This is a genomic window from Nonomuraea sp. NPDC049709, from assembly GCF_040674815.1.
Lineage (GTDB): Bacteria > Actinomycetota > Actinomycetes > Streptosporangiales > Streptosporangiaceae > Nonomuraea.
Window position 1 is genome coordinate 57,338 of the sequence record NZ_JBFANM010000039.1, and the last position, 21,975, is coordinate 79,312.

Sequence of the window (21,975 nt, forward strand, 5' to 3'; positions counted from 1 at the left end):
CGTGGCTGACCAGTTCGACGTCATCGAGGCAGGCGAGCGCGGCCGTCGCCGGTGGGTCGGGCTGGTGGTGGTTCTGGCGCTCCTGCTGATCCCTGTCGTCAGCCTGCTCGCCAGCCGCGACCCGGTGCCCGAGGCGTTGCCCGCGAGGCCGACGCCCGAGCCCATCCGGTCGCTGACCAGGCTCGACAACGCGCCCAACACCATCGACGTGCCCGCCGTCGCCAAGGGGGGCGACGAGGTGCTCCCGGTCGTGTTCCCGCACGGTGTGCGTGCCGAGGTGCGCTATCCGAAGGAGCTCGATCTCGACGAGATGGGGTCGCGGCCGTTCCAAGGGGGCTGGGTCGGGGGGAGATATCGGCAGTTCGTCGCCCCCTATGGCGGCGAGGTCGAGATCACGCGGGGCGGCCGGCCGATCAGGAACTACACCGACAACGTGACCCTCTGGCCGCGCCAGGCCGGGAGCGGGTTCTATGGGCAGGTGCTGCTGTTCGCGTTCGGGCCGTGGCGGCTGGCGATGTACGACCGGGGGCAGGGGCTGACGTTCGAGCAGCGGATGGCTCTCGCGCAGAACCTCAAGGGGAGGGTGACGAAAGAGGGCTATCTGGTCCTGTCAGCCGAAGGGGACCTGCGGCTGGCCAAGCCGGGGGAGGTCGCGGAAGACGAGCCGATCGGGCCGCAGTTGTGGTTCGGCGGTGGCGCGGGGCAGATGGTCGCGCTCGTGCCCACGCCCGGTTGCGAGAAGCGGGCCAGGATGCCGGATGTGATCGAGGGGCGCGGGCGGCCGACCGACATGGTGTGCCGCGGGGATGTGCTGGTCGCCGTCACCGGGCCGACGCGGTTCCGGGAGATGGCGATTTCGGGCATCCGGATCACGATGAAGTGAGGGTGCGCTTCCGCTTCAGGGCAGGCTCCGGCGGGGTCGGGGCAGGGGTGGGCGTCCTCGGAGTCGTCGGTGGGGATCGGGGGTGGACGGGGGCAGGGGTAGGAGGTCTTGGGGCGCGTGGGGTTCGGGGGTGGGTGGTCTTGGGGCGGTGGGGGTTCGGGGGAGGGCGTCGGGCTGAAGTAAGGTGCGGGTTCGGGGGAGGGGCGTCGGGCTGAAGTAAGGTGCGGCCATGTTCGCCGTAACCGCCACACAGACCGATCCCGACAACCCGCTCGCCGGACTGACGCTCGGCGAGCACCCCGAGCCGAAGGTGCCGGACGGATGGACGACCGTCTCCGTCCGGGCGGCCGCGCTCAACCACCACGACCTGTGGACGCTCAAGGGCGTCGGCATCAGGCAGGACCGGCTGCCGATCGTGCTCGGCTGCGACGCAGCCGGGGTGGACGAGGACGGCAACGAGGTCATCGTGCACTCCGTGATCGGCACGGGCGCCGACGAGACGCTCGACCCCAAGCGCACGCTGCTGTCCGAGATGTACGACGGCACGTTCGCCGAGCGCGTGGCCGTGCCGCGCCGCAACCTGGTGCCCAAGCCGGCCGCCCTCAGCTTCGAGCACGCGGCCTGCCTGCCGACGGCCTGGCTGACCGCGTACCGGATGTTGTTCGACAAGGCTGGGCTCGAGCCCGGCTCCACCGTGCTCGTGCAGGGCGCCGGCGGTGGCGTCGCCACTGCGCTCATCGCGCTCGGCCGGGCCGCCGGCTACCGGATCTGGGCCACCAGCCGCTCCGAGGGCAAGAGGGAGCGGGCCCGGCAGCTCGGCGCCGACCAGGTGTTCGAGCCGGGCGCGCGGCTGCCCGAGCGGGTGGACGCGGTCATGGAGACCGTCGGGCAGGCCACCTGGGACCACTCGCTCAAGTCGCTCAAGCCCGGCGGGCGCATCGTCGTCTCCGGCGCCACCAGCGGCGCGGTCCCGCCCGCCGACCTGAACCGGGTCTTCTTCCTGCAACTGTCCGTGGTCGGGTCCACGATGGGGACGCGCGAGCAGTTGCAGCGGCTGGCGGTGTTCCTGGAGCAGACGGGGCTGCGGCCCGAGATCGACCGGGTGCTGCCGCTGGCCGAGGCGCGCGACGGGTTCGCCGCCATGGCCGCCGGGGAGATCTTCGGAAAGATCGTCTTTGCCGGCTGAATAAGTGAAGGGTTACTTCTGACCTTCCTGGGTGATACAAGAGATGTGGGGTTGTATCACCCAGGAGGCAGTCATCATGAACATTGAGCCCTTCGGCCCAGGTTCGATGCACTGGGACACGGCTGGCGAATACCGCAATCTGCTCGTGGCCGGCAGCGCGCTGGTCCTCCAGACGATGCACCCGGCGGTCGGCGCGGCCGTCGCGGAGCACTCCACGTACAAGGACGATCCGTGGGGGCGGCTGGAGCGCACGCTCGCGTCCGTGCAGAAATGGGTGTACGCCGGACCCGGCGGCCCCGCCGAGGGACAGCGGCTCAGGGAGCTGCACAAGCCGATCAGCGGGGTGGACGAGCAGGGCAGGCACTACCACGCGCTGAACGGCGAGGCGTGGGCGTGGGTGCACCTGACGTTGTTCGAGCGGTTCATCGCGCTCAACCGCTATTTCGGCACCCCGTTCACGCGCGAGCAGGAGAAGCGGCTCTACGCCGAGTCGCGGCAGCTCGGGGCCATCCTGCGGGTGCCCGAGCGGGAGATGCCGGACGACCTGGAGGCGTTCTGGCGCTACTTCGACGACATGGTGGCCGAGCGGCTGGAGGCGCATCCGACCGCGCTCGACGTGCTGTCGGTCATGCGCGGCACGCCGGCGCCGCCCGGACTGCCCGCTCCGCTGCGCCGGCTGTGGACGCCGGTGGGGGTCGGGGCGGGGGAGTTCAACTACTTCATCACCGTCGGCACCCTGCCCTCCGCCGTACGCCGGAAGCTGGGGCTGCGCTGGACGGCTCGGGAGGAGCGGCGGTTGCGGCACCTCGGACATGCGGTGGCGATGTTGACGCCGCGGTTGCCGGAGCGGCTGCGGTACATGCCGATCGCGTACCACGCTCGTAAGGCGGCGCGGGCTTCGCGCCGGGTGGAGCGGCTTTCGTCGGCTGCTCGCTCCGCATAGCCCCGTCTAGGTTTCGCCCGTCGCCCGCTTGCCGAGACGTCTCCCGCCACCGCACCGTACTTCGGCGGGGTCCTTCGGGTGCGTGAGGGGTCCTTGCCGGCCGGTCGGCCTGTGCGGTGGGGCGCGGGCCGGAACTGCGCGGCGACCGCTCTTGCCCTGCGCTGTGTGGCGCGTGCGGGCACGGTGAGGTGGCCGGCGGGGCAGCGCGGTAAGTGGCACGTCCCCGCGCTGAAGGTGCGATGTGCGGGGCGCAGGGCTGCGTGGCGGGCTGCGTCCTGAAGGTGCGGCGTGAGGGGCGCAGCCCTGCGTTGCGGGCCCTGTGGGAGGTACGACGCGCGCGGCGGCGGTCAGGCCGACGCCGCGCGAGGGGTGGAGGCCCGCGTGGTGGGCCGTGTGGTGAGAGGTGCGGGGCTGGGCGGGCGATCTCACGCCGGGAGCAGGGCACGGCGGCCGCGTGCGGTGCGTCGTGATGTGGTAGGGCGGTTGGCGCTTGGTCCGGTCAGCGTTCGAGGATGTCGCGGATGCGGCGGCTCGCCTCGTCCAGCGTCGTACGCAGCTCGGCCAGCTTCTCCGGCGTCAGCCGCGCCTCCGATGCCTCCTCGCGAGCCTCGGCGACGAAGTCGGCCAGCAGTTCGCCCAGCTCCGCGTCGAGTTCGGCCCGGTTGGAGGGCGCGTCGGACGGTGCGCCGCCGAGCGTGGTCCAGACCTCGGACCAGATCCGGCGCCACTCCATGCTCAGCCGCTCGCCCGAGTCCTGCCAGTGGTTGGCGTGTTCCATCCACTGGCGCTTCTGCTGGTCCCTGAGCCGCCTGAGGTCCTCCTTCTGCTTCTCCCGCAACCGCCGGGTGTCATCGGTGGCCCCCGTGCGTACGTCCTTGGCCATCCGCGTCAGCTCGTCGCGCAGCGACTTGACCGTGTCGCGCACGTCCTCCTTGACCTCGCGGGCGATGTCGCGCACCGAGGCGGAGATCTCCTGCTCCAGGTCGTCGAGCTCGTCGAGCCGGGCGTTCAGCTCCTCGCGGCCCTTGTCGGTGATCGAGAACACCTTCTTGCCCTCGACCACCTCGTGCGTCACCAGGCCCTCCTCCTCCAGGCGGGCCAAGCGCGGATAGATCGTGCCGGGAGAGGGCGAGTAGACGCCGAGGAAGCGATCCTGGAGCAGCCGGATGACCTCGTAGCCATGGCGCGGGCTCTCTTCCAGCAGCTTGAGCAGGTACAGCCGAAGCCGGCCGTGACCGAAGACAGGGCTCATTCCTTCTCTCCCTTGAGCAGCGTGACCTCGCCGGAGACCGTGATCGCCGACAGAGATGCCATGCCGCCACCCAGCCGTCCCGACAGCACTTTCATGCCGGGACCGCTCTTGTCTGACAGTTCCTCGAACGCGCTGACCAGCCTGCCGGAGGTGGACCTGGCGCTGATGTCCGCCTCGACGTTCTCGGGCAGCCTGACCAGGATGTCACCGGAAACGCTGTTGAACGTCACGTGACCCGTCGGTCGCAGCATGAGATCTGCCGTGATGCGGCCGGAGACGGTGTTGGCCTTCAGCCGGTGCGGCGTGCCGCCCGCCACGGTCAGGTCGCCCGAGACGCTGATGAACGACAGGTCGCCGTCCATCGCCCGGCTTTCCACGGCTCCCGAGACGGTGTTGGCGACCACGTTGCCGCTGACCGCGTCGAGCACGATCTCCCCGGAGACGCCCTTGACGTGCGTCACCCGCTCGAACCCGGCCAGCACGGCGGATGCGGACACCACGCCCGCCTTGACCTTGCAGGTCTTGGGCACCGCGATGGACAGCACCGTCCTGCGCCGGTCCGGTTTGAGCCAGCCGAGCAGGCCGTCCCAGGTGAGCTCGCGGTAGGTGATGGTGAGCTCCCTGGCCTCCTCGTCGTACGTCACGAGGAGCGGCGAGGCCGAGTCCATCTCGGCGATCTCCAGGGTGGGCGGGCCCTCACTGGCCAGCACGTCCAGCCGGCCGGCGACGATGCGTACGTCGAGTGAGTCCACATCGCCGAACGTCAGTTGCCCGGGCTCGTCGATCGTCCACTGCTGCATTGGCTCCCCCGCCCCTCTCTGATGACACGTCCCTACATCAATCACGATATGTCGCGTTTCGTGAAAACTCAAGATGTATCGCGTTATCCAGCATAGGGCTTTCCGGAGGGAAGGGCCGTCCCACCGTGATGAGCACAGCGGGAGTGTCGGCGTCTTACCAGGTGAGGACCGGGGGCGGCGGGCGTGGGGGAGGCCCGTCCCCGCTCAGTCGTCCTCGTCGTCCAACCGCGCCAGCCACGTGGCCAGGCGCTCGATCGGGGTCTCGAACTCGGGGTTGAGGTCCACGAACTCGCGCAGCCGCTCCCCGAGCCACAACAAGCTGACCTCCTCCTCGCCGCGCCGCTCGACCAGCTCCTCGATCCCCCGATCGGTGAAGTACATCGCTCTCCATTCATCACCGGGGCACCGCGCCCCGCCTGACTTTAACCTGCCTGAACAGCAGCGAACCCCCGGCCGTGGCACGGCCGGGGGCTCACTGGTGGTGGCTCAGCCGAAGATCTGGTGCAGGATCTCCTCGAGCTCCGTGTCGTGCGAGTTGTGCGAACCCGTGGCCGGCGAGCTGTTGGGCGTGCGCGACACGCGCCGCAGCGCCCGGCCGCCCAGCGTCTGCGGGTCCTCGGCCAGCTTGAGCGTCAGGTACGGCCACGGCCCCATGTTGGCCGGTTCGTCCTGGGCCCAGAACAGCTCCACCTGCGACCCGTAGCGGGCCAGCTCGGCGGCCAGCTCCTCCGACGGGAACGGGTAGAGGCGCTCCAGCCGCACGATCGCCACGTCGTCGCCGCCGACCTTGTCGCGGTGGGCGGCCAGGTCGTAGTAGAGCCGGCCGGAGGTCAGCACGACCTTGGTGACCTTGGCGGCGTCGACGGTCGTGTCGCCCAGGACCGGCTGGAAGGCGCCCGAGGTGAAGTCGGACGACTTCGACGTGGCCGCCTTGTGGCGCAGCAGCGACTTGGGCGTGAAGACCACCATCGGCTTGTGCCGCTCCGACTCCACCTGCCAGCGCAGCAGGTGGAAGTAGTTGGCCGGCGTGCTGGGCTGCGCGACCGTCATGTTGTCGAGCGCGCAGACCTGCAGGAACCGCTCGATGCGGGCCGAGGAGTGGTCGGGGCCCTGGCCCTCGTAGCCGTGCGGCAGCAGCAGCACGACGGAGGACTTCTGGCCCCACTTCTGCTCGCCCGACGAGATGAACTCGTCGATGATCGTCTGGGCGCCGTTGACGAAGTCGCCGAACTGCGCCTCCCAGAGGACCAGGGCGTCGGGCCGGACCACGCTGTAGCCGTATTCGAAGCCGAGCGCCGCGAACTCGCTGAGCAGCGAGTCGTAGACGTAGAACTTCGTGGTGCCCTCGTTGAAGGTCTTGAGCGGCGTGTGGTCGGCGCCGGTCATCCGGTCCACCAGGACGGCGTGGCGCTGGGTGAACGTGCCGCGGCGCGAGTCCTGGCCGACCAGGCGCACCGGGTGGCCGTCCATCAGCAGCGAGCCGAACGCGAGCGTCTCACCCATCGCCCAGTCGATCGCGTCCTGCTCGACCATCTGACCGCGGCGCTGCAGCACCGGCGCCAGGCGCGGATGCGGCGTGAAGCCGTCGGGGAGGTTGAGCTGGGTGTCGACGATGCGCTTGAGCGTCTCGTGGCTGATCGCCGTCGGGGTGTCGTCGTGGGACCACTTGACGACCTCGGCCGGCGGCACCCGCATGGCGCCCGCCTCCAGCGGCTTCTTCGCCGCCTCGCGGGTCTCGGTGAACGCCTGCTCCAGCTTGACCTGGTAGTCGCGCAGCGCCTGCTCCGCCTCCTCGACCGTGATGTCGCCCCGGCCGATCAGCGCCTCGGTGTAGAGCTTGCGGGTCGAGCGCTTGGCGTCGATCAGGTCGTACATCAGCGGCTGGGTGAAGGCCGGGTTGTCGCCCTCGTTGTGACCGCGGCGGCGGTAGCAGATGAGGTCGATGACGACGTCCTTGCGGAATGCCTGGCGGTATTCGTAGGCCAGCTCGCCCACGCGCACCACGGCCTCGGGGTCGTCGCCGTTGACGTGGAAGATCGGAGCCTGGATCATCCGCGCCACGTCGGTCGCGTAGACCGAGGAGCGGGACGAGGCGGGCGAGGTCGTGAAGCCGACCTGGTTGTTGACCACCACGTGCACGGTGCCGCCGGTGCGGTAGCCGCGCAGCTGCGACAGGTTGAGCGTCTCGGCCACGACGCCCTGGCCGGCGAAGGCCGCGTCACCGTGGATGAGGACCGGCAGGACGGTGAAGCCCTCCTCGCCGCGCTCCAGGAGGTCCTGCTTGGCGCGGACGACACCCTCCAGGACCGGGTTGACCGCCTCCAGGTGGGAGGGGTTGGCGACCACGGAGGCAGTGATCGTCTTGCCGCTCGGCGCGGTGAACGTGCCGGTCGCGCCGAGGTGGTATTTCACGTCGCCCGAGCCGTGCGCCGTGCGCGGGTCGATGTTGCCCTCGAACTCGCCGAAGATCTGCGCGTAGGACTTGCCCACGATGTTGGCCAGCACGTTGAGGCGGCCGCGGTGGGCCATGCCGATGACGACCTCGTCGAGGTCCTCGTCGGCGGCGTCGCTGATCACCGAGTCGAGCAGCGGGATCAGGGACTCGCCGCCCTCCAGGGAGAAGCGCTTCTGGCCGACGAACTTCGTCTGCAGGAACGTCTCGAACGCCTCGGCGGTGTTGAGCCGCGACAGGATGTTGAGCTGCTCGTCGCGCTCGGGCGACTTGTGCGGCTTCTCGACCCGTGCCTGGATCCAGGCACGCTCCTCGGGGTTCTGGATGTGCATGTACTCGATGCCGACGGTGCGGCAGTAGGAGTCGCGCAGCACGCCCAGGATCTCGCGCAGCTTCATCAGCGGGCGGCCGCCGAAACCGCCGGTCGCGAACTCGCGCTCCAGGTCCCACAGCGTCAGGCCGTGCGACTGGATGTCGAGGTCGGGGTGCTTGCGCTGCTTGTATTCGAGCGGGTCGGTCTCGGCCATCAGATGGCCGCGTACGCGGTAGGCGTGGATCAGCTCGATCACGCGAGCGGACTTGGCCACGTCGTCGTCGTGGGAGGCCGAGATGTCCTGGACCCAGCGGACCGGCTCGTACGGGATCCGCAGCGCCTCGAAGATCTCGTCGTAGAAGCCGTCCTCGCCGAGCAGCAGCCGGTGGATCTGCCGCAGGAAGTCGCCCGACTGGGCACCCTGGATGATCCGGTGGTCGTAGGTGCTGGTCAGCGTCATGACCTTGGAGACGGCCAGGCGCGAGAGCGTGTCGGGGGAGGCCCCCTGGTATTCGGCCGGGTATTCCATCGCACCGACGCCGATGATCGTGCCCTGGCCGGGCATCAGGCGCGGAACGGAGTGGACGGTGCCGATCGTGCCGGGGTTGGTCAGCGAGATCGAGGTGCCGGCGAAGTCGTCGACACCGAGCTTGCCGGCCCGGGCCTTGCGGACGACGTCCTCGTAGGCCATCCAGAACTGCCGGAAGTCCATCTCCTCGGCGCCCTTGATCGAGGGCACGAGGAGCTGGCGCTCGCCGTTGCTCTTCTGTACGTCGATCGCCAGACCGAGGCCGACGTGCTCGGGCTTGACGAGCGTCGGCTTGCCGTCGATCTCCGCGTAGGAGTAGTTCATCTCCGGCATGGCCCGCAGCGCCTTGACGATCGCGAAGCCGATCAGGTGCGTGAAGGAGACCTTGCCGCCGCGACCCCGCTTGAGGTGATTGTTGATCACGATGCGGTTGTCGATGAGCAGCTTGGCCGGGATGGCCCGGACGCTGGTCGCGGTCGGCACCGACAGCGACAGGTCCATGTTGGCGGCAGTGCGTGCCGCCGCGCCGCGCAGCTTGACCTCTTCGGCGCCCTTGGGCACCGGAGTGGCCGGCTGCTTCGGCTTCTCGGCCGCCGGTGGCGCCTTGGGAGGTGCCTTGGGGGCCTGGGGAGGAGCGGGGGCGGTCACAGTGCCGTTCGCCGCCTCCCTTACCGGGGTTCGACCCGGCCCGTAATCAGGGTTGTAGTCAGCGAAGAAGTTCCACCAGGCCTTGTCGACAGACTCGGGATCTTGGAGGTACTTCTGGTACAGCTCGTCGACAAGCCACTCGTTCTGACCAAAGCTTGCCAGCGGGTTTGTCCGCGACGACTCAGACGACACGGCGGAAATCGCCCTCTTCCGCAGATCGGCGTTGATGTTAGAGAACCTGTCCAAGGCTACTCGCCCGGACCGGCAGCGCGCGCCGAAGAGCCCGTGCCGCCTCGAACGATCCTCTCAGGACTGCGCAAAGAGGTCACGCCCGCCTAGTCAATCCGGGTGGTGCAGCCTTTATTACTCTTTGGTATCAACGCCGCTCCAGGAGGTTTATTTCCCATTGGACACGAGTCTGCTTGTGATCTGCACCTCTGGCGACAAGGCGGACAGAAGGTCCGCCAGCTCCTCGCCCGCCTGCTTGAGCTCCTCCAGCGACATCGGCTCCAGGCGCTCGAGAAGGAAGATCGCGTTGGTGGTCTCCTCCGTGAGACGGGTGCGCACGACCTGACGCCAGTTCCACCGACGGCAGGTGACGCCGAGGTCGTCGCGCCAGATCACCTCGCCGGGCTCCGGCTGCCCGAGCGCCTCCTCCGACGCCTCGTCGCCGGTCGCCCGCACCAGCCGCGCCGTGCCGACGTAGTGGTCGAGGTCCTCGCCGCCGATGGGCAGCGCGTGCTTGACGCTGATCGAGTTGTACGCGTCCACGGCCCGGTTGATCTCCGGCAGCGGCATCCGCCGGGTGAGCGCGTCGACCGACGGCCGGGTCCGCTGCGGCTTGGCCCCGAAGGCCCGGTAGGCGTCCTTCCAGGCGTCGATCTTGTCCGCCTGCACCTCCACCGCCGACGCCTCCGCCAGCCAGGCGCGGGTCCGGTCGTCGGTGGGCCCGTTGCCCAGGCCGTGTGCGGTCATGATGAGCACCGCGAAGTCGGGTCGCAGTGCGAAGACGGAGTCGTCCACCCAGATGTCGTCGAGCATCCCCCCAGTTTAGAAGCGCGTGGCAACCGCAAAATTCATTTTGCAAAATTGATTTTGCGGTCTAGGGTGAGGACATGGAGGAGCGCTACAAGATCACGGACCCCCAGGTGCTGAAGGTGGTCGCCCACCCGCTGCGCAGCCGGCTGCTCGGCCTGCTGCGCACCGACGGCCCGGCCACCGCCAGCGAGCTGGGCCGCAAGACGGGCGAGAGCTCCGGCTCGACCAGCTACCACCTCCGTGAGCTGTTCAAGCACGGCTTCATCGAGGAGGACCCCGACCAGAGCGACGGCCGCGAGCGCCGCTGGCGGGCCCGCCACCGCTACACCTCGTGGAACAGCCGCGAGCTGGTCGGCTCCCCGGGAGGGCGCGAGGCGGTCGAGGTCATCCGGCTGCGGCAGGCCCAGGTGCTCGCGGAGGGCATCCGGGAGTTCGACGAGTCCGCCTGGTCCCCGGAGTGGGTGGAGGTGGCGGGCCTCAGCGACCACTTCCTCGCGCTCACACCGGCCGCGATGGCCGAGTTCATGGCGCGTACCGAGGAGATGCTCAACGAGCTCGCCGCACGCGACGCGGGCGCTCCTGATGCGCGGGACGTGCACGTCTGGGTGGGGGGCTTCCCCCGAATGCGAAAGGAGGGGCCGTGACCGCGCGTTCGGCCTTACGGCGTTACATGCTCGTCAATTTCCTGACCTGGCTGCCCGTGGGGCTGATGGTGGCCAGCATGGTCCTGCTCATGACCGAGCGGGGGCTCAGCCTGGTCCAGGTCGGGGTGACGGTGACGGTGTTCTCGATCGTGACCGTGAGCCTCGAGCTGCCCACGGGCGGGCTGGCCGACGTGGTGGGGCGGCGCGTGGTGCTGGCCGCCTCGGCCGCGTTCACGGTGGCGGGGCTCGCGCTGATCAGCGTGTCCACCGCGTTCTGGATGTTCCTGGTGAGCGGGGTGTTCAAGGGCGTCGCCCGGGCGCTGTCCAGCGGCCCGGCCACCTCCTGGTACGTCGACACGCTGCACGGCATCGAGGGCCCCGACGCCGACCTCAAGCCCGGCCTGGCCAGGGGCGGCGCGATGGAGTCGGTGGCCCTGTGCGTCGGCGTGCTGGCGGGCGGCGCCGTGCCGCTGCTGGTGCCGCCCTCGCTGATCTTCCCGCTGGCGGCGCCGCCCCTGCTGGGTGCGGTGGCGGCGGTGGTCCTGCTGGTCGTGGTGGTGTTCGCCCTGCCCGAGCCGGCCCACGGGCGCCGCTCCCTCAAGAGCGTGCTGCGCGAGGTGCCCGCCACGGTGGCGAGCGGGCTCCGGCTGGCCATGGGAGGCGTGACCCTGCGCAGGCTCATGGCCGCCGCCGCGGCGTCCGGCGTGGTGCTGACGACCATCGAGCTGCTCACGCCGGGCCGGCTGGCCGAGCTGGCGGGCACGGCCGAGCTGGGCAGCCTGGCCTACGCGGTGGTCGCGGCGCTCGGGTTCGCGGGCAGCGCCCTGGGCAGCGCGCTCGTCCCGCGCGTGGCCCGCCTGGCCGGCGGCTCGGTCGGCGGCGCGATCGGCGGGACGGTGCTGACCGCGCTCTCCGTCGGGGCGCTGGCCGTGACGGCGGGGCTGGGCGGCCTGCCCGGGCTGCTGAGCGCCGGGCTGGCCTACGTCCTGCTCTTCGTGGGCGGCTCGGTGACGGGCCTGCTGTGCCTGGAGATGACCCACAAGTCGGTCACCGCCGCCGAGCGCACCACGGTCACCTCGACGAGCTCGCTCTCCCTGCAGGGCGGCGGGATCCTGGCCAACCTGTCGCTCGGCGCCCTGGCCGCCCAGGCGGGCCTGGCCGCCGCCTGGGGCGTCGCGGCCGTGGTGATGCTGTCGTCGGTCCTGCTGTTCGTGCGGATGCCGGCGGCTACGAGCTCCAGTCCAGCTCAGGCCCTACCGGCACGATCCGGCTCGGGTTGATGTTGGTCTGGGTGATGTAGTAATGACGCTTGATCTGGTCGAAGTCGGTGGTTTCCCGGAAAGCTGGGATGGCGTACAACCTGCGGGCGTACGCCCACAGCGCCGGATAGTCCACCAGCCGCCTGACCGAGCACTTGAAGTGCGCGTAGTAGACGGCGTCGAACCTGGCCAGGGTCGTGTAGAGGCGCACGTCACTGTCGGTGAGCGTGTCGAAGAGGAACTCCGACTCGGCCAGGCGCACCTCCAGGAAGTCGAGGGTGGTGAACACCCGCGCCACCGCCTCCTCGTACACCTGCTGGTCACGGGAGAAGCCCGCCTCGTAGACCGCGTTGTTGAGGCCGTGGTAGAGGCGGTCGTTCATGATGTCGATGTCGGGGCGCAGACGCTCCGGATAGAGGTTGGGCGAGGTTCCCCATGACGTCTCCAGATCGAGGGTGATCCGGGGGAAGTCGTTGGTGACGATCCGCTCGTCCCTGGTGTCCCAGACGCACGGGACGGTGTAGCGGCCCACGTAGCCGGGGTCGGTGGCGTGGTAGAGCTCCGACAGGTATTCCGGGTCGCCACCCGGGACACGCCAGCCCTTCTCGTCGCGGATGGGGTCGACGATGGTGACGTCCAGCAGGTCCTCCAGGCCGAGGAGTGCCCGGACGATCAGCACGCGCTGTGCCCAGGGGCAGGCGTAGGAGGCGTAGACCCGATAGCGGCCGGGCTCGGGTGGTCCGAGCCGATCCGTGAAACGGTTCGGCTGCCGGACGAAGCGGCCATCTTCGGAAAGCTCGCGGCTCAGCTTCATGACCCCTAGTAGAACACGATTCGGATACAGAACTATATTCGGGCATGTGGCGAAATTCGTAGTGACACCCTCGAACGCGGCACAGCGAGAGGCGTGGGTCGGCGGGGCCATCCCCGAAGTCGAGCGGGTACGCCCGGGGCTGTGGTCGGTCCCGGTGCCGATCCCCATCAACCCCCTCCGGTACGTGCTGGTCTACGTCCTCGAGCTGGCCGACGGCGTGGCGATCATCGACGCCGGCTGGAACACGGACGAGGCGTACGACGCGCTCGTGGCCGGCCTGGGCGTGGCCGGTTACGAGATCACCGACGTCAAGGGTGTGCTCGTCACCCATATCCACCCCGACCACTACGGGCTCGCGGGGCGCGTGCGCGAGATGTCGGGCGCCTGGATCGCGCTGCACCCGGCCGACGCCCGCCTGGTCCGCGAGCGGTACGACGACGAGGCCATCGACTCCCTGGTCCAGCGGGAACGGGCGCTGCTGCGGCGCTGCGGCGTCCCCGAGCTGACGCTGGACGAGCTGGCCGGGGCCTCCATGATGATCCGGCACATGGTCTCGATGGCCAAGCCCGACCGCCTGGTCGAGGACGGCGACGACCTCGGCCTGCCGGGCTGGGACCTGCGGGCCGTCTGGACGCCCGGCCACTCGCCGGGGCACCTGTGCTTCGTCTCGCCGGAACGCAGGGTGCTGTTCTCCGGCGACCACGTGCTGGCGAAGATCACGCCCATCGTGGCCGTGCACCCCCAGTCGGGGCCGAACCCGCTGGCCGACTACCTCGACTCGCTGGCCGCCGTGCGCAAGCTGGAGGTGGAGGAGGTGCTGCCGGCGCATGAATTCCGGTTCCTGGAGCTGGCCGAGCGGGTGGACACCGTGATGGCCCACCACGACGCGCGGCTGGCCGAGATCGAGGGCGTCGTGGGCGCGCTCGACGGGGTCGCCTGCTGGGAGGTGGCCACGCGGTTGACCTGGTCGCGGCCGTGGGAGACGATCCCGCCGTTCATGCGTCGCTCGGCCAACAACGAGACCCTGGCGCACCTGGCCTGGCTGGAGGCGAAGGGCCGGGTGATCAGGGAACCTGGTGAGCCGGACCTGTGGCGACCGGCCTGAGGCGGTTATCGTACTCGTACTAGAATGTTGTTCTCCTGCGTAGGAGGTTCGATGCTTCGGTTCGATGACAGGGTCGCGATCATCACGGGGGCCGGGCACGGCCTCGGGAAGTCGCACGCGCTCATGCTCGCCGAGAGGGGTGCCAAGGTCGTGGTGAACGACCTCGGAGGCGCGCTCGACGGCACGGGCGCCTCGGCGGGGCCCGCCGCCGAAGTCGTCGATCTCATCACGAAGAACGGCGGCCAGGCCGTGGCGAACGCCGACAACATCGCCACGCCCGAGGGCGCCAGGGCCGTCGTGCAGGCGGCCGTGGACGCGTACGGCAGGGTCGACATCGTCGTCAACAACGCGGGCATCCTCCGGGACAAGTCGTTCGGGAAGATGACGGTCGAGGACTTCGACGGGGTGCTGGCCGTGCACGTACGCGGCTCCTACCTGGTCAGCCAGGCCGCCTACCCGCTGATGAAGGAGGCCGGCTACGGGCGGATCGTCAACACCTCCAGCCCCGCCGGGCTGTTCGGCAACTTCGGCCAGGCCAACTACTCCACCGCCAAGATGGGCCTGGTGGGCCTGACCAAGACGCTCGGGATCGAGGGCGCGCGCAGCGGCATCAGGGCCAACGCGATCGCCCCCATCGCCTGGACCCGGATGACGGAGGCCCTGCTGCCTGCCGAGTTCGAGGCCAAGTTCACGCCGGAGCGGGTGAGCGCGCTGGTGGCGTACCTCGTGCACGAGTCGTGCGAGGCCAGCGGCGAGGTGTTCAGCGTCGGCGGCGGCCGGGTGGCGCGGGTGTTCGTGGCGGAGGGGCCGGGCTGGAAGACCGACGACCTCACGCCCGAGGCGATCGCGGACAACTGGGAGTCGGTGATGGCCGAGCAGCCGTACGTGCTGACGGCGGCCGACTCCATGAAGGCGATGCTCTAGGACGGGGCTCTGGACGGGACCCATGCGGCGCCGGTCTCCTCGTACGAGGGGGCCGGCGCTTTCGCATGCCGCGACAAGTGCCGAAATGTCGGTGAAAGCGGGCTTTGTTCGATCTTCGGCGGAAGTTGGGGGAGTTTGGTCGATTCTCACTCTTGATTTGCCGCATCGGTGATCTTATTGTCGCGACATGACCCCCCAGCCGGGCTCGGCCGGCGACGTGCTGACGCTGATCAGCGCGGGCTCCGCAACGACCCGTTCCGATCTGGCGAGGCTTACCGGCCTGGCCAGATCCACGATCTCCCAGCGTGTGGACGCGCTGATCGAGCGCGGCCTGGTCGAGGAGACCGAGAGCGGCGAGTCCACCGGCGGCCGCCCACCGCGCCAGTTGCGCCTGCACACCGAGGACCACGCCTTCGCGGGCGTGGACCTGGGCGCCACGCACTGCCGGGTCGCGCTGATGGACATCTCCGGCAACGTGCTGGCCGAGTGCGAGGACGGGCTGCTGATCGGCGAGGGCCCCGAGAAGGTGCTCGCCCATGTCGACCAGCGGCTCGACCACCTGCTCGGCCGGGTGGGACGCCCCCGTGCGGCGCTGCGGGCGGTCGGGATCGGGGTCCCGGGGCCGGTGGAGTTCGCGACGGGACGGCCGAACAACCCGCCGATCATGCCGGGGTGGAACGACTATCCCGTCCCCGAGTACTTCGCGGGCGTCGAGGTCCTGGTGGACAACGACGTCAACGTGATGGCGCTGGGCGAGCACCGCAACGCCTTCGCCGGCACCAGTCACCTGCTGTTCGTCAAGGTCGGCACCGGCATCGGCTGCGGGATCATGGCGGAGGGCAAGCTGCACAGGGGCGCCCAGGGTTCGGCCGGCGACATCGGGCACATCCGGGTCAGCGGCCACGAGGACGCCGGCTGCCGGTGCGGCAACAGCGCCTGCCTGGAGGCCGTGGCCGGCGGCGCCGCGATCGCGCGGCGGCTGACCGAGCTGGGGCTGCCGGCGGAGTCGGGCGCCGACGTCGTGGCGCTCGTGCAGTCGGGCAACACCCAGGCGCTGCGCCTGGTCAGGGAGGCGGGCCGGCTCATCGGTGAGGTGCTGGCCAGCCTGGTCAACTTCTTCAACCCCGAGGTCATCGTCATCGGCGGCGCGCTGTCGCGGGTGCACGAGCACCTCCTGGCCGGGATCAGGGAGACGGTCTACCGCAGGTCGCTCCCGCTGGCCACGCACCACCTGTCGATCACTCCGAGCCGTACGGGGATCAACGCCGCCACACTCGGCGCCGGGATCCTCGCCATCGAGCACTACCTGTCACCGGACAACATCAACCGCATCGTCAACGCCTGATACAACGCCTGAAGGGACTTCCCGATGCTGGTCATGCAGGGCATCGTCAAGCAGTTCCCCGGCGTGCGCGCGCTGGACGGGGTCGACCTGGACGTACGAGCAGGCGAGGTGCACTGCCTGCTCGGCCAGAACGGCGCCGGCAAATCCACATTGATCAAGGTGCTGGCCGGAGTCCATCAGCCGGACGAGGGCACGATCCTGTTCAACGGCGCGGAAGTGCGCCCCGGCAGCCCCATCGACGCCATCAAGCTCGGCTTCGCCACCATCTACCAGGAACTCGACCTGGTCGACGGGCTCAGCGTGGCCGAGAACATCTTCCTCGGCCACGAGCACGCCCGCCTGGGCTTCGTGAACCGGGCCGCCGGCCGCCGCGCCGCCCGCGAGGTGCTGGAACGGCTGGGCCACCCCGAGATCCGGCCGTCGGCCGAGGTCGGGCGGCTGTCGCCGGCGGCCAAGCAGGTCGTCTCGATGGCCCGCGCGCTCTCCCACGACGCCCGCCTGATCATCATGGACGAGCCGTCGGCCGCCCTCGCGCACGACGAGGTGGCCAACCTCTTCCGCATCATCCGCGAGCTCACCGCCCAGGGTGTGGCCGTGGTCTACATCTCCCACCGCCTGGAGGAGATCCGCGAGATCGGCGACCGGGTCACGGTGCTGAAGGACGGCCGTACGGTCGCCGTCGGCCTGCCCGCCCGCGACACCCCGACCACGCAGATCGTCTCCCTCATGACGGGAAGGAACGTCGAGTACGTCTTCCCGCCCAGGGGCGGGCGCGAGCCGGGCGAGGAGGTGCTCCGCGTCGAGGGCCTGACCTCGCCCGGAGTGTTCGCCGACGTCTCGTTCTCCGTGCGGGCGGGCGAGATCGTGGGCCTGGCCGGGCTCGTCGGCTCGGGCCGCTCGGAGATCCTGGAGGCCGTGTACGGCGCCCGCCCCGCCTCGGGCCGCGTCCTGCTCGAAGGCCGCCCGGTACGCCGCGGCGTCGTCAGCATGGTCAGGAACGGCATGGGCCTGGCCCCCGAGGAACGCAAGGCCCAGGCCCTGATCCTCGACCAGAGCGTCACGGCGAACATCACGCTGGGCACCCTGCCGGCCTTCTCCAGGTTCGGCTGGATCGACCGCAAGCGGGAGCGGAGCGAGGCCAAGCGCCTGTCGGAAATGCTGGACATCCGACCACCTGACCCCGAACGACCGATCAGGAACCTGTCGGGCGGTAACCAACAGAAGGCCGTGCTCGCCCGCTGGCTGCTCGGCGGCCGCAAGCTGCTCCTGCTCGACGAGCCGACCCGCGGCGTGGACGTGGGGGCCAGGGCCGAGCTGTACGCCGTGATCCACGACCTGGCCGCGAAGGGCATCGGCGTGCTGCTGGTCTCCAGCGAGGTGCCGGAGGTGCTGGGCCTGGCCGACCGGGTGCTGGTGCTGCGCGAGGGGTCGGTCATCCATGAAGGAGAGGCGGCTGAGCTGGACGAGCACCGCGTACTTGACATGATCATGAATGGGAGGGCGGCGTGATGAGCGAGCCCACGACGGATCGGCCCGCCGGGAAGGCGGTCGCGCCGGTACTGAGATCGACGTGGGGCCTGGGCGAGATGCGGCATCTGGGCCTCTTCGGAGCGATCGCCCTGCTGGTCGTGGTCGGCCTGGTCACCCGGCCCGACAACTTCGCCACCGCCTCGAACCTGGTCAGCATCCTGTCCCTGGCCGCCACGATCGGCGTGATCACGGTCGGGGCCACGTTCGTGATCATCGGCGGCGGCATCGACCTGTCGGTGGGGGCCGTGATGGCCCTGGCCAGCGTGTGGGCGACGACGCTGGCCACGCAGTCGTACGGGCCGGTGGTGATGGCGATCTGCGCCATCCTCGTCGGCACGGGGGCGGGGCTGGTCAACGGACTGCTGATCGCGTACGGGCGGCTGGTGCCGTTCATCGCCACGCTGGCCATGCTGGTGGCCGCCCGCGGGCTGGCACAGCGCATGTCCGACCGCAAGACCCAGCTCATCCAGTCGGACAACACGGCCCTCGTGGACCTGTCGACCACGCGCCTGGCCGGCATCCCCCTGCTGGTCTACATCTTCGCCCTGGTGGTGGTGCTCGGGTGGGTCGTGCTCAACCGCACGACCTTCGGGCGGCGCACGTACGCGGTCGGCGGCAACCCCGAGGCGGCCCGCCTGGCCGGGATCGACGTACGCAAGCACACGATGCTGCTCTACGCGCTGTCGGGGCTGTGCTGCGGCATCGCCGCCATCCTCATCATGGCGCGCACCACGACGGGCTCGTCCACCCACGGCGACCTGTACGAGCTCGACGCCATCGCCGCCGTGATCATCGGCGGCACCCTGCTCACCGGAGGGCGAGGGACGATCATGGGCTCCATCCTGGGCCTGCTGATCTTCACCCTCATCACGAACCTCTTCATTCTCAACGGGCTCAACACCAGCGACCAGCTGATCGCCAAGGGCCTGATCATTGTCGTCGCCGTCCTTCTCCAGCGGCGGAACCTGAAGGAGAGAGCACCATGAGTGACAACGTCGCGCGCCGGGGATTCCTCGTCGGCGGAGCCGTTCTTTTAGCAGCAGGTTGCACGAGCAACGAGCCCGCGGCCTCGCCGACGAGCGCGGCCCCGGCTCCCGCTCCGGCAGCCAGCGGCAACGATCAGCCCGGGACGAAGGTGGTGATCGGCTTCTCGGCCCCCGCCGCGGACCACGGCTGGATCGCGGCCATCGCCAAGAACGCCGAGAGCGCCGCCAAGCAGTATTCCGACATCGAGTTCAAGCCCGTCGAGCCGACGAACGACATCAACCAGCAGATCTCCGCGGTCGAGTCGCTCATCGCGGCCAAGGTGAACGCGCTGGTCATCCTGCCCAACGACGGCCAGCAGCTGAACCAGGTCGCGCTGCAGGCCACCGAGGCGGGCATCCCGGTCATCAACCTCGACCGCATCTTCCCCGACAAACTGGCCTACCGGACGTGGATCGGCGGCGACAACTACGGCATGGGCGTGGCCGCCGGGCACTTCATCGGCAAGCAGCTGAAGGACAAGGGCGTGTCGAACCCCGTGATCGTCGAGATCCAGGGCATCGCCACGCTGCCGCTGACCCAGGACCGCAGCAAGGGGTTCGCCGACGCGCTGAAGACGTACGGGTTCAGCGTCACGGCCAAGCAGGACGCCAAGTTCACGGTCGAGACCGGCAACCAGGTGGCCACGTCGCTGCTCCAGGCGCACAAGAAGATCGACGCGCTCTGGAACCACGACGACGACCAGGGCGTCGGCGTGCTCGCCGCGATCAACGAGGCGAGCCGCAAGGAGTTCATCATGGTCGGTGGCGCCGGCTCGCTCAACGCGATGAAGGAGATCCAGTCGGGCAACTCCGTGCTGCAGGCCACGGTCACCTACAGTCCGACCATGGCCTCCTCGGCGATCAAGCTCGCGCGTCTGATAGCACAGGGGAAGGGCATGAGTGATCTGGTGGAGAACCAGGTGCCACAGTCGATCACACTCGCGTCCGAGACCATCACCAAGGAGAACGTCGAGAAGTACCTGGCGCTCGGCTTCGAATCCTGATCCTGATCGGGGGTTGCATGTCAGACAGAACCACCATCGGCGTGGGCATGGTCGGCTACGCCTTCATGGGCCGCGTCCACTCCCAAGCCTGGCGAAGCGTCGGCGCGTTCTTCGACCTGCCGCTGGCACCGCACATGGCGGTGCTCTCCGGCCGGTCGAAGGAACGCACCGAGGCGGCCGCAGCGCAGCTCGGCTGGGCCGACATCGAGACGGACTGGAGAGAGCTGGTCAAGCGCGACGACGTGCAGATCGTGGACATCTGCACGCCCGGCGACTCCCATGCGGAGATCGCGATCGCCGCGCTGGAGGCCGGCAAGCACGTGCTCTGCGAGAAGCCGCTGGCCAACACCGTCGCCGAGGCCGAGGCCATGGTGGCGGCCGCCGCTTCGGCGACGGGCAAGAGCATGGTGGCCTTCAACTACCGGAGGGTGCCCGCGGTGGCGCTCGCCCGCCGGTTCGTGGAGGAGGGCCGGATCGGCGAGGTCAGGCACGTACGCGCCGCGTACCTGCAGGACTGGATCATCGATCCCGAGTTCCCGCTGGTCTGGCGGTTGCAGAAGGACAAGGCCGGGGCGGGCGCGCTCGGCGACATCGGCTCGCACATCATCGACGCCGCGCAGTTCATCACCGGCGAGCGCGTGGTGGGCGTGTCGGCGCTGACCGAGACGTTCATCAAGGAGCGCCCGCTGGCGACGGAGTCGGCGGGGCTGGGCGCCACCGGCTCCGCCGCCAGGGGACCGGTGACCGTGGACGACGCGGCGCTGTTCATCGGCCGGCTGTCGGGCGGCGGGCTGGCCTCGTTCGAGGCGACCCGCTTCGCCGGCGGGCGCAAGAACGCGATGCGCATCGAGATCAACGGCTCGCACGGCAGCGTGGCCTTCGACTTCGAGGCCATGAACGAGCTGTGGTTCAGCGAGGGCAGCGGACCCTTCGAGCGCATCCTGGTCACCGAGCCCGACCACCCGTACGTCGGCGCCTGGTGGCCGCCCGGCCATGGCCTCGGCTACGAGCACACCTTCACCCACGAGATCAAGGACTTCCTGGAAGCGGTCGCCTCCGGAGCCGACCCGACGCCGTCGTTCGCGGACGGCCTGCGGGTGCAGCGGGTGCTGGAGGCGGTCGAGCGCAGCGCGGCCGAGGGTAGCCGCTACACGGACGTGGAGGACTGATGAGACCGGTCACGCTGTTCACGGGACAGTGGGCGGACCTGCCTTTCGAGGAGGTCTGCCGGCTGGCGGCGGAATGGGGCTACGACGGGCTGGAGATCGCCTGCTCGGGCGACCACTTCGACGTGGCCCAGGCCGTGGCGGACCCGTCGTACGTGGAGCAGAAGCGCGCCCAGCTCGACAAGCACGGCCTCAAGGTGTGGACGATCTCCAACCACCTCGTCGGCCAGGCCGTCTGCGACCACCCCATCGACGAGCGCCACAAGGCCATCCTCCCGGCCCGCATCTGGGGCACCGGCGACCCAGAGTCCGTACGCCAGGCTGCGGCCGAGGACCTGAAGAACACCGCGCGTGCCGCCGCCCTGCTGGGCGTGGACACCGTGGTCGGCTTCACGGGGTCGTCGATCTGGCACACGGTGGCCATGTTCCCGCCGGTGCCCGCCTCCATGGTGGAGGCCGGCTACCAGGACTTCGCCGACCGCTGGAACCCGATCCTGGACGTCTTCGACGAGGTGGGGGTGCGCTTCGCCCACGAGATCCACCCGAGCGAGATCGCCTACGACTACCACACCACCGTGCGGACCCTGGAGGCCATCGGCCACCGGCCGGCGTTCGGGCTGAACTGGGACCCGTCCCACATGGTCTGGCAGGACCTGGACCCGGTGGCGTTCATCCTGGACTTCAAGGACCGCATCTACCACGTGGACTGCAAGGACACGCGGGTGCGGGTCGGCGACGGTCGCAAGGGCCGCCTCTCGTCCCACCTGCCGTGGGCGGACATGCGCCGGGGCTGGGACTTCGTCTCCACCGGCCGCGGCGACGTGCCCTGGGAGGACTGCTTCCGGGCGCTGAACTCCATCGGGTACGAGGGGCCGATCTCGATCGAGTGGGAGGACGCCGGGATGGACCGGCTCGACGGGGCCAAGGAGGCGCTGGGCTACATCCGCAAGCTCAACTCCATCACCCCGCCGACGACGGCCTTCGACGCGGCCTTCTCCACCACCTAGGCTCCTGCGGGGGCGGGGGGCAGCCCATTGGCCTTCCGCCCCGCAGGTAGGACAGCCCTGTAGGGATCTCAGCCGGCCCGCGAGCCATGTCGGGCCTGGTTTTCTTTC

Annotated in this window: 19 protein-coding genes; 13 read left to right on the forward strand and 6 right to left on the reverse strand. The window is 69.6% G+C overall.

Annotation, left to right across the window (positions count from 1 at the left end):
* Window position 1 precedes the first annotated feature (1 nt).
* The 3 genes from AB0J69_RS34185 to AB0J69_RS34195 all read left to right on the forward strand — a co-directional run bounded on the left by AB0J69_RS34185 (window position 2) and on the right by AB0J69_RS34195 (window position 3,012).
* Window positions 2-883 (forward strand): hypothetical protein, encoded by an 882-nt coding sequence (locus AB0J69_RS34185; protein ID WP_364125899.1) that lies wholly within the window; start codon window positions 2-4, stop codon window positions 881-883.
* 229 nt (window positions 884-1,112) lie between these two features.
* Window positions 1,113-2,069, forward strand: a complete 957-nt coding sequence (locus tag AB0J69_RS34190; RefSeq protein ID WP_364125901.1) for a zinc-binding dehydrogenase — start codon at window positions 1,113-1,115, stop codon at window positions 2,067-2,069.
* A 76-nt stretch (window positions 2,070-2,145) separates the two neighbouring features.
* Complete coding sequence (locus AB0J69_RS34195; RefSeq protein WP_364125903.1) at window positions 2,146-3,012, forward strand: oxygenase MpaB family protein; 867 nt, start codon at window positions 2,146-2,148, stop codon at window positions 3,010-3,012.
* 499 nt (window positions 3,013-3,511) lie between these two features.
* Here AB0J69_RS34195 and AB0J69_RS34200 read toward each other — a convergent pair whose 3' ends face one another.
* The 5 genes from AB0J69_RS34200 to AB0J69_RS34220 all read right to left on the reverse strand — a co-directional run bounded on the left by AB0J69_RS34200 (window position 3,512) and on the right by AB0J69_RS34220 (window position 10,047).
* Window positions 3,512-4,264: a PadR family transcriptional regulator gene (locus AB0J69_RS34200; protein WP_364125905.1), complete on the reverse strand. Its 753-nt coding sequence runs from the start codon at window positions 4,262-4,264 to the stop codon at window positions 3,512-3,514.
* A complete protein-coding gene (locus tag AB0J69_RS34205; RefSeq protein ID WP_364125908.1) occupies window positions 4,261-5,064 on the reverse strand; it encodes a DUF4097 family beta strand repeat-containing protein in 804 nt (267 codons plus the stop codon). The genes AB0J69_RS34200 and AB0J69_RS34205 overlap by 4 nt, the downstream gene beginning before the upstream one ends.
* A 204-nt stretch (window positions 5,065-5,268) precedes the next feature.
* Window positions 5,269-5,445 (reverse strand): DUF6104 family protein, encoded by a 177-nt coding sequence (locus AB0J69_RS34210; RefSeq protein WP_181308704.1) that lies wholly within the window; start codon window positions 5,443-5,445, stop codon window positions 5,269-5,271.
* A 105-nt stretch (window positions 5,446-5,550) separates the two neighbouring features.
* Window positions 5,551-9,198 carry a multifunctional oxoglutarate decarboxylase/oxoglutarate dehydrogenase thiamine pyrophosphate-binding subunit/dihydrolipoyllysine-residue succinyltransferase subunit gene (locus AB0J69_RS34215; RefSeq protein WP_364125910.1) on the reverse strand — a complete coding sequence of 1,216 codons (3,648 nt, stop codon included), beginning with the start codon at window positions 9,196-9,198 and terminating at the stop codon, window positions 5,551-5,553.
* A 204-nt stretch (window positions 9,199-9,402) separates the two neighbouring features.
* Window positions 9,403-10,047, reverse strand: coding sequence for a phenylalanine--tRNA ligase beta subunit-related protein (locus tag AB0J69_RS34220; protein ID WP_364125913.1), 645 nt, complete (start codon window positions 10,045-10,047; stop codon window positions 9,403-9,405).
* Window positions 10,048-10,121: 74 nt separating this feature from the next.
* On the opposite strand from AB0J69_RS34220, the gene AB0J69_RS34225 reads away from it, so the two are divergent.
* The gene (locus AB0J69_RS34225; protein WP_364125916.1) at window positions 10,122-10,688 is read left to right on the forward strand and encodes a winged helix-turn-helix domain-containing protein; all 567 of its coding nucleotides are present in this window, start codon (window positions 10,122-10,124) and stop codon (window positions 10,686-10,688) included.
* Complete coding sequence (locus AB0J69_RS34230; protein ID WP_364125919.1) at window positions 10,685-11,968, forward strand: MFS transporter; 1,284 nt, start codon at window positions 10,685-10,687, stop codon at window positions 11,966-11,968. The genes AB0J69_RS34225 and AB0J69_RS34230 overlap by 4 nt, the downstream gene beginning before the upstream one ends.
* Here the strand turns inward: AB0J69_RS34230 and AB0J69_RS34235 are convergent.
* Entirely contained in the window at window positions 11,916-12,761 is an 846-nt protein-coding gene (locus tag AB0J69_RS34235; RefSeq protein WP_364125922.1) for a glutathione S-transferase C-terminal domain-containing protein, read from the reverse strand. The genes AB0J69_RS34230 and AB0J69_RS34235 overlap by 53 nt on opposite strands.
* 46 nt (window positions 12,762-12,807) lie before the next feature.
* On the opposite strand from AB0J69_RS34235, the gene AB0J69_RS34240 reads away from it, so the two are divergent.
* The 8 genes from AB0J69_RS34240 to AB0J69_RS34275 all read left to right on the forward strand — a co-directional run bounded on the left by AB0J69_RS34240 (window position 12,808) and on the right by AB0J69_RS34275 (window position 21,867).
* The gene (locus AB0J69_RS34240; RefSeq protein WP_364125925.1) at window positions 12,808-13,866 is read left to right on the forward strand and encodes an MBL fold metallo-hydrolase; all 1,059 of its coding nucleotides are present in this window, start codon (window positions 12,808-12,810) and stop codon (window positions 13,864-13,866) included.
* A gap of 51 nt (window positions 13,867-13,917) precedes the next feature.
* On the forward strand, window positions 13,918-14,790 hold the full coding sequence (locus AB0J69_RS34245; protein WP_364125928.1) for an SDR family oxidoreductase: 873 nt from the start codon (window positions 13,918-13,920) through the stop codon (window positions 14,788-14,790).
* Window positions 14,791-14,977: 187 nt separating this feature from the next.
* Window positions 14,978-16,135 carry an ROK family transcriptional regulator gene (locus tag AB0J69_RS34250; protein ID WP_364125930.1) on the forward strand — a complete coding sequence of 386 codons (1,158 nt, stop codon included), beginning with the start codon at window positions 14,978-14,980 and terminating at the stop codon, window positions 16,133-16,135.
* Between the two features lie 24 nt (window positions 16,136-16,159).
* A complete protein-coding gene (locus tag AB0J69_RS34255; RefSeq protein ID WP_364125933.1) occupies window positions 16,160-17,644 on the forward strand; it encodes a sugar ABC transporter ATP-binding protein in 1,485 nt (494 codons plus the stop codon).
* Entirely contained in the window at window positions 17,644-18,651 is a 1,008-nt protein-coding gene (locus AB0J69_RS34260) for an ABC transporter permease (RefSeq protein WP_364125935.1), read from the forward strand. Before AB0J69_RS34255 ends, AB0J69_RS34260 begins: the two co-directional genes overlap by 1 nt.
* The gene (locus AB0J69_RS34265; RefSeq protein WP_364125938.1) at window positions 18,648-19,694 is read left to right on the forward strand and encodes an ABC transporter substrate-binding protein; all 1,047 of its coding nucleotides are present in this window, start codon (window positions 18,648-18,650) and stop codon (window positions 19,692-19,694) included. The genes AB0J69_RS34260 and AB0J69_RS34265 overlap by 4 nt, the downstream gene beginning before the upstream one ends.
* A gap of 17 nt (window positions 19,695-19,711) precedes the next feature.
* Entirely contained in the window at window positions 19,712-20,863 is a 1,152-nt protein-coding gene (locus AB0J69_RS34270) for a Gfo/Idh/MocA family oxidoreductase (RefSeq protein WP_364125941.1), read from the forward strand.
* Entirely contained in the window at window positions 20,860-21,867 is a 1,008-nt protein-coding gene (locus AB0J69_RS34275; RefSeq protein ID WP_364126044.1) for a sugar phosphate isomerase/epimerase family protein, read from the forward strand. The genes AB0J69_RS34270 and AB0J69_RS34275 overlap by 4 nt, the downstream gene beginning before the upstream one ends.
* Window positions 21,868-21,975: the final 108 nt, after the last annotated feature.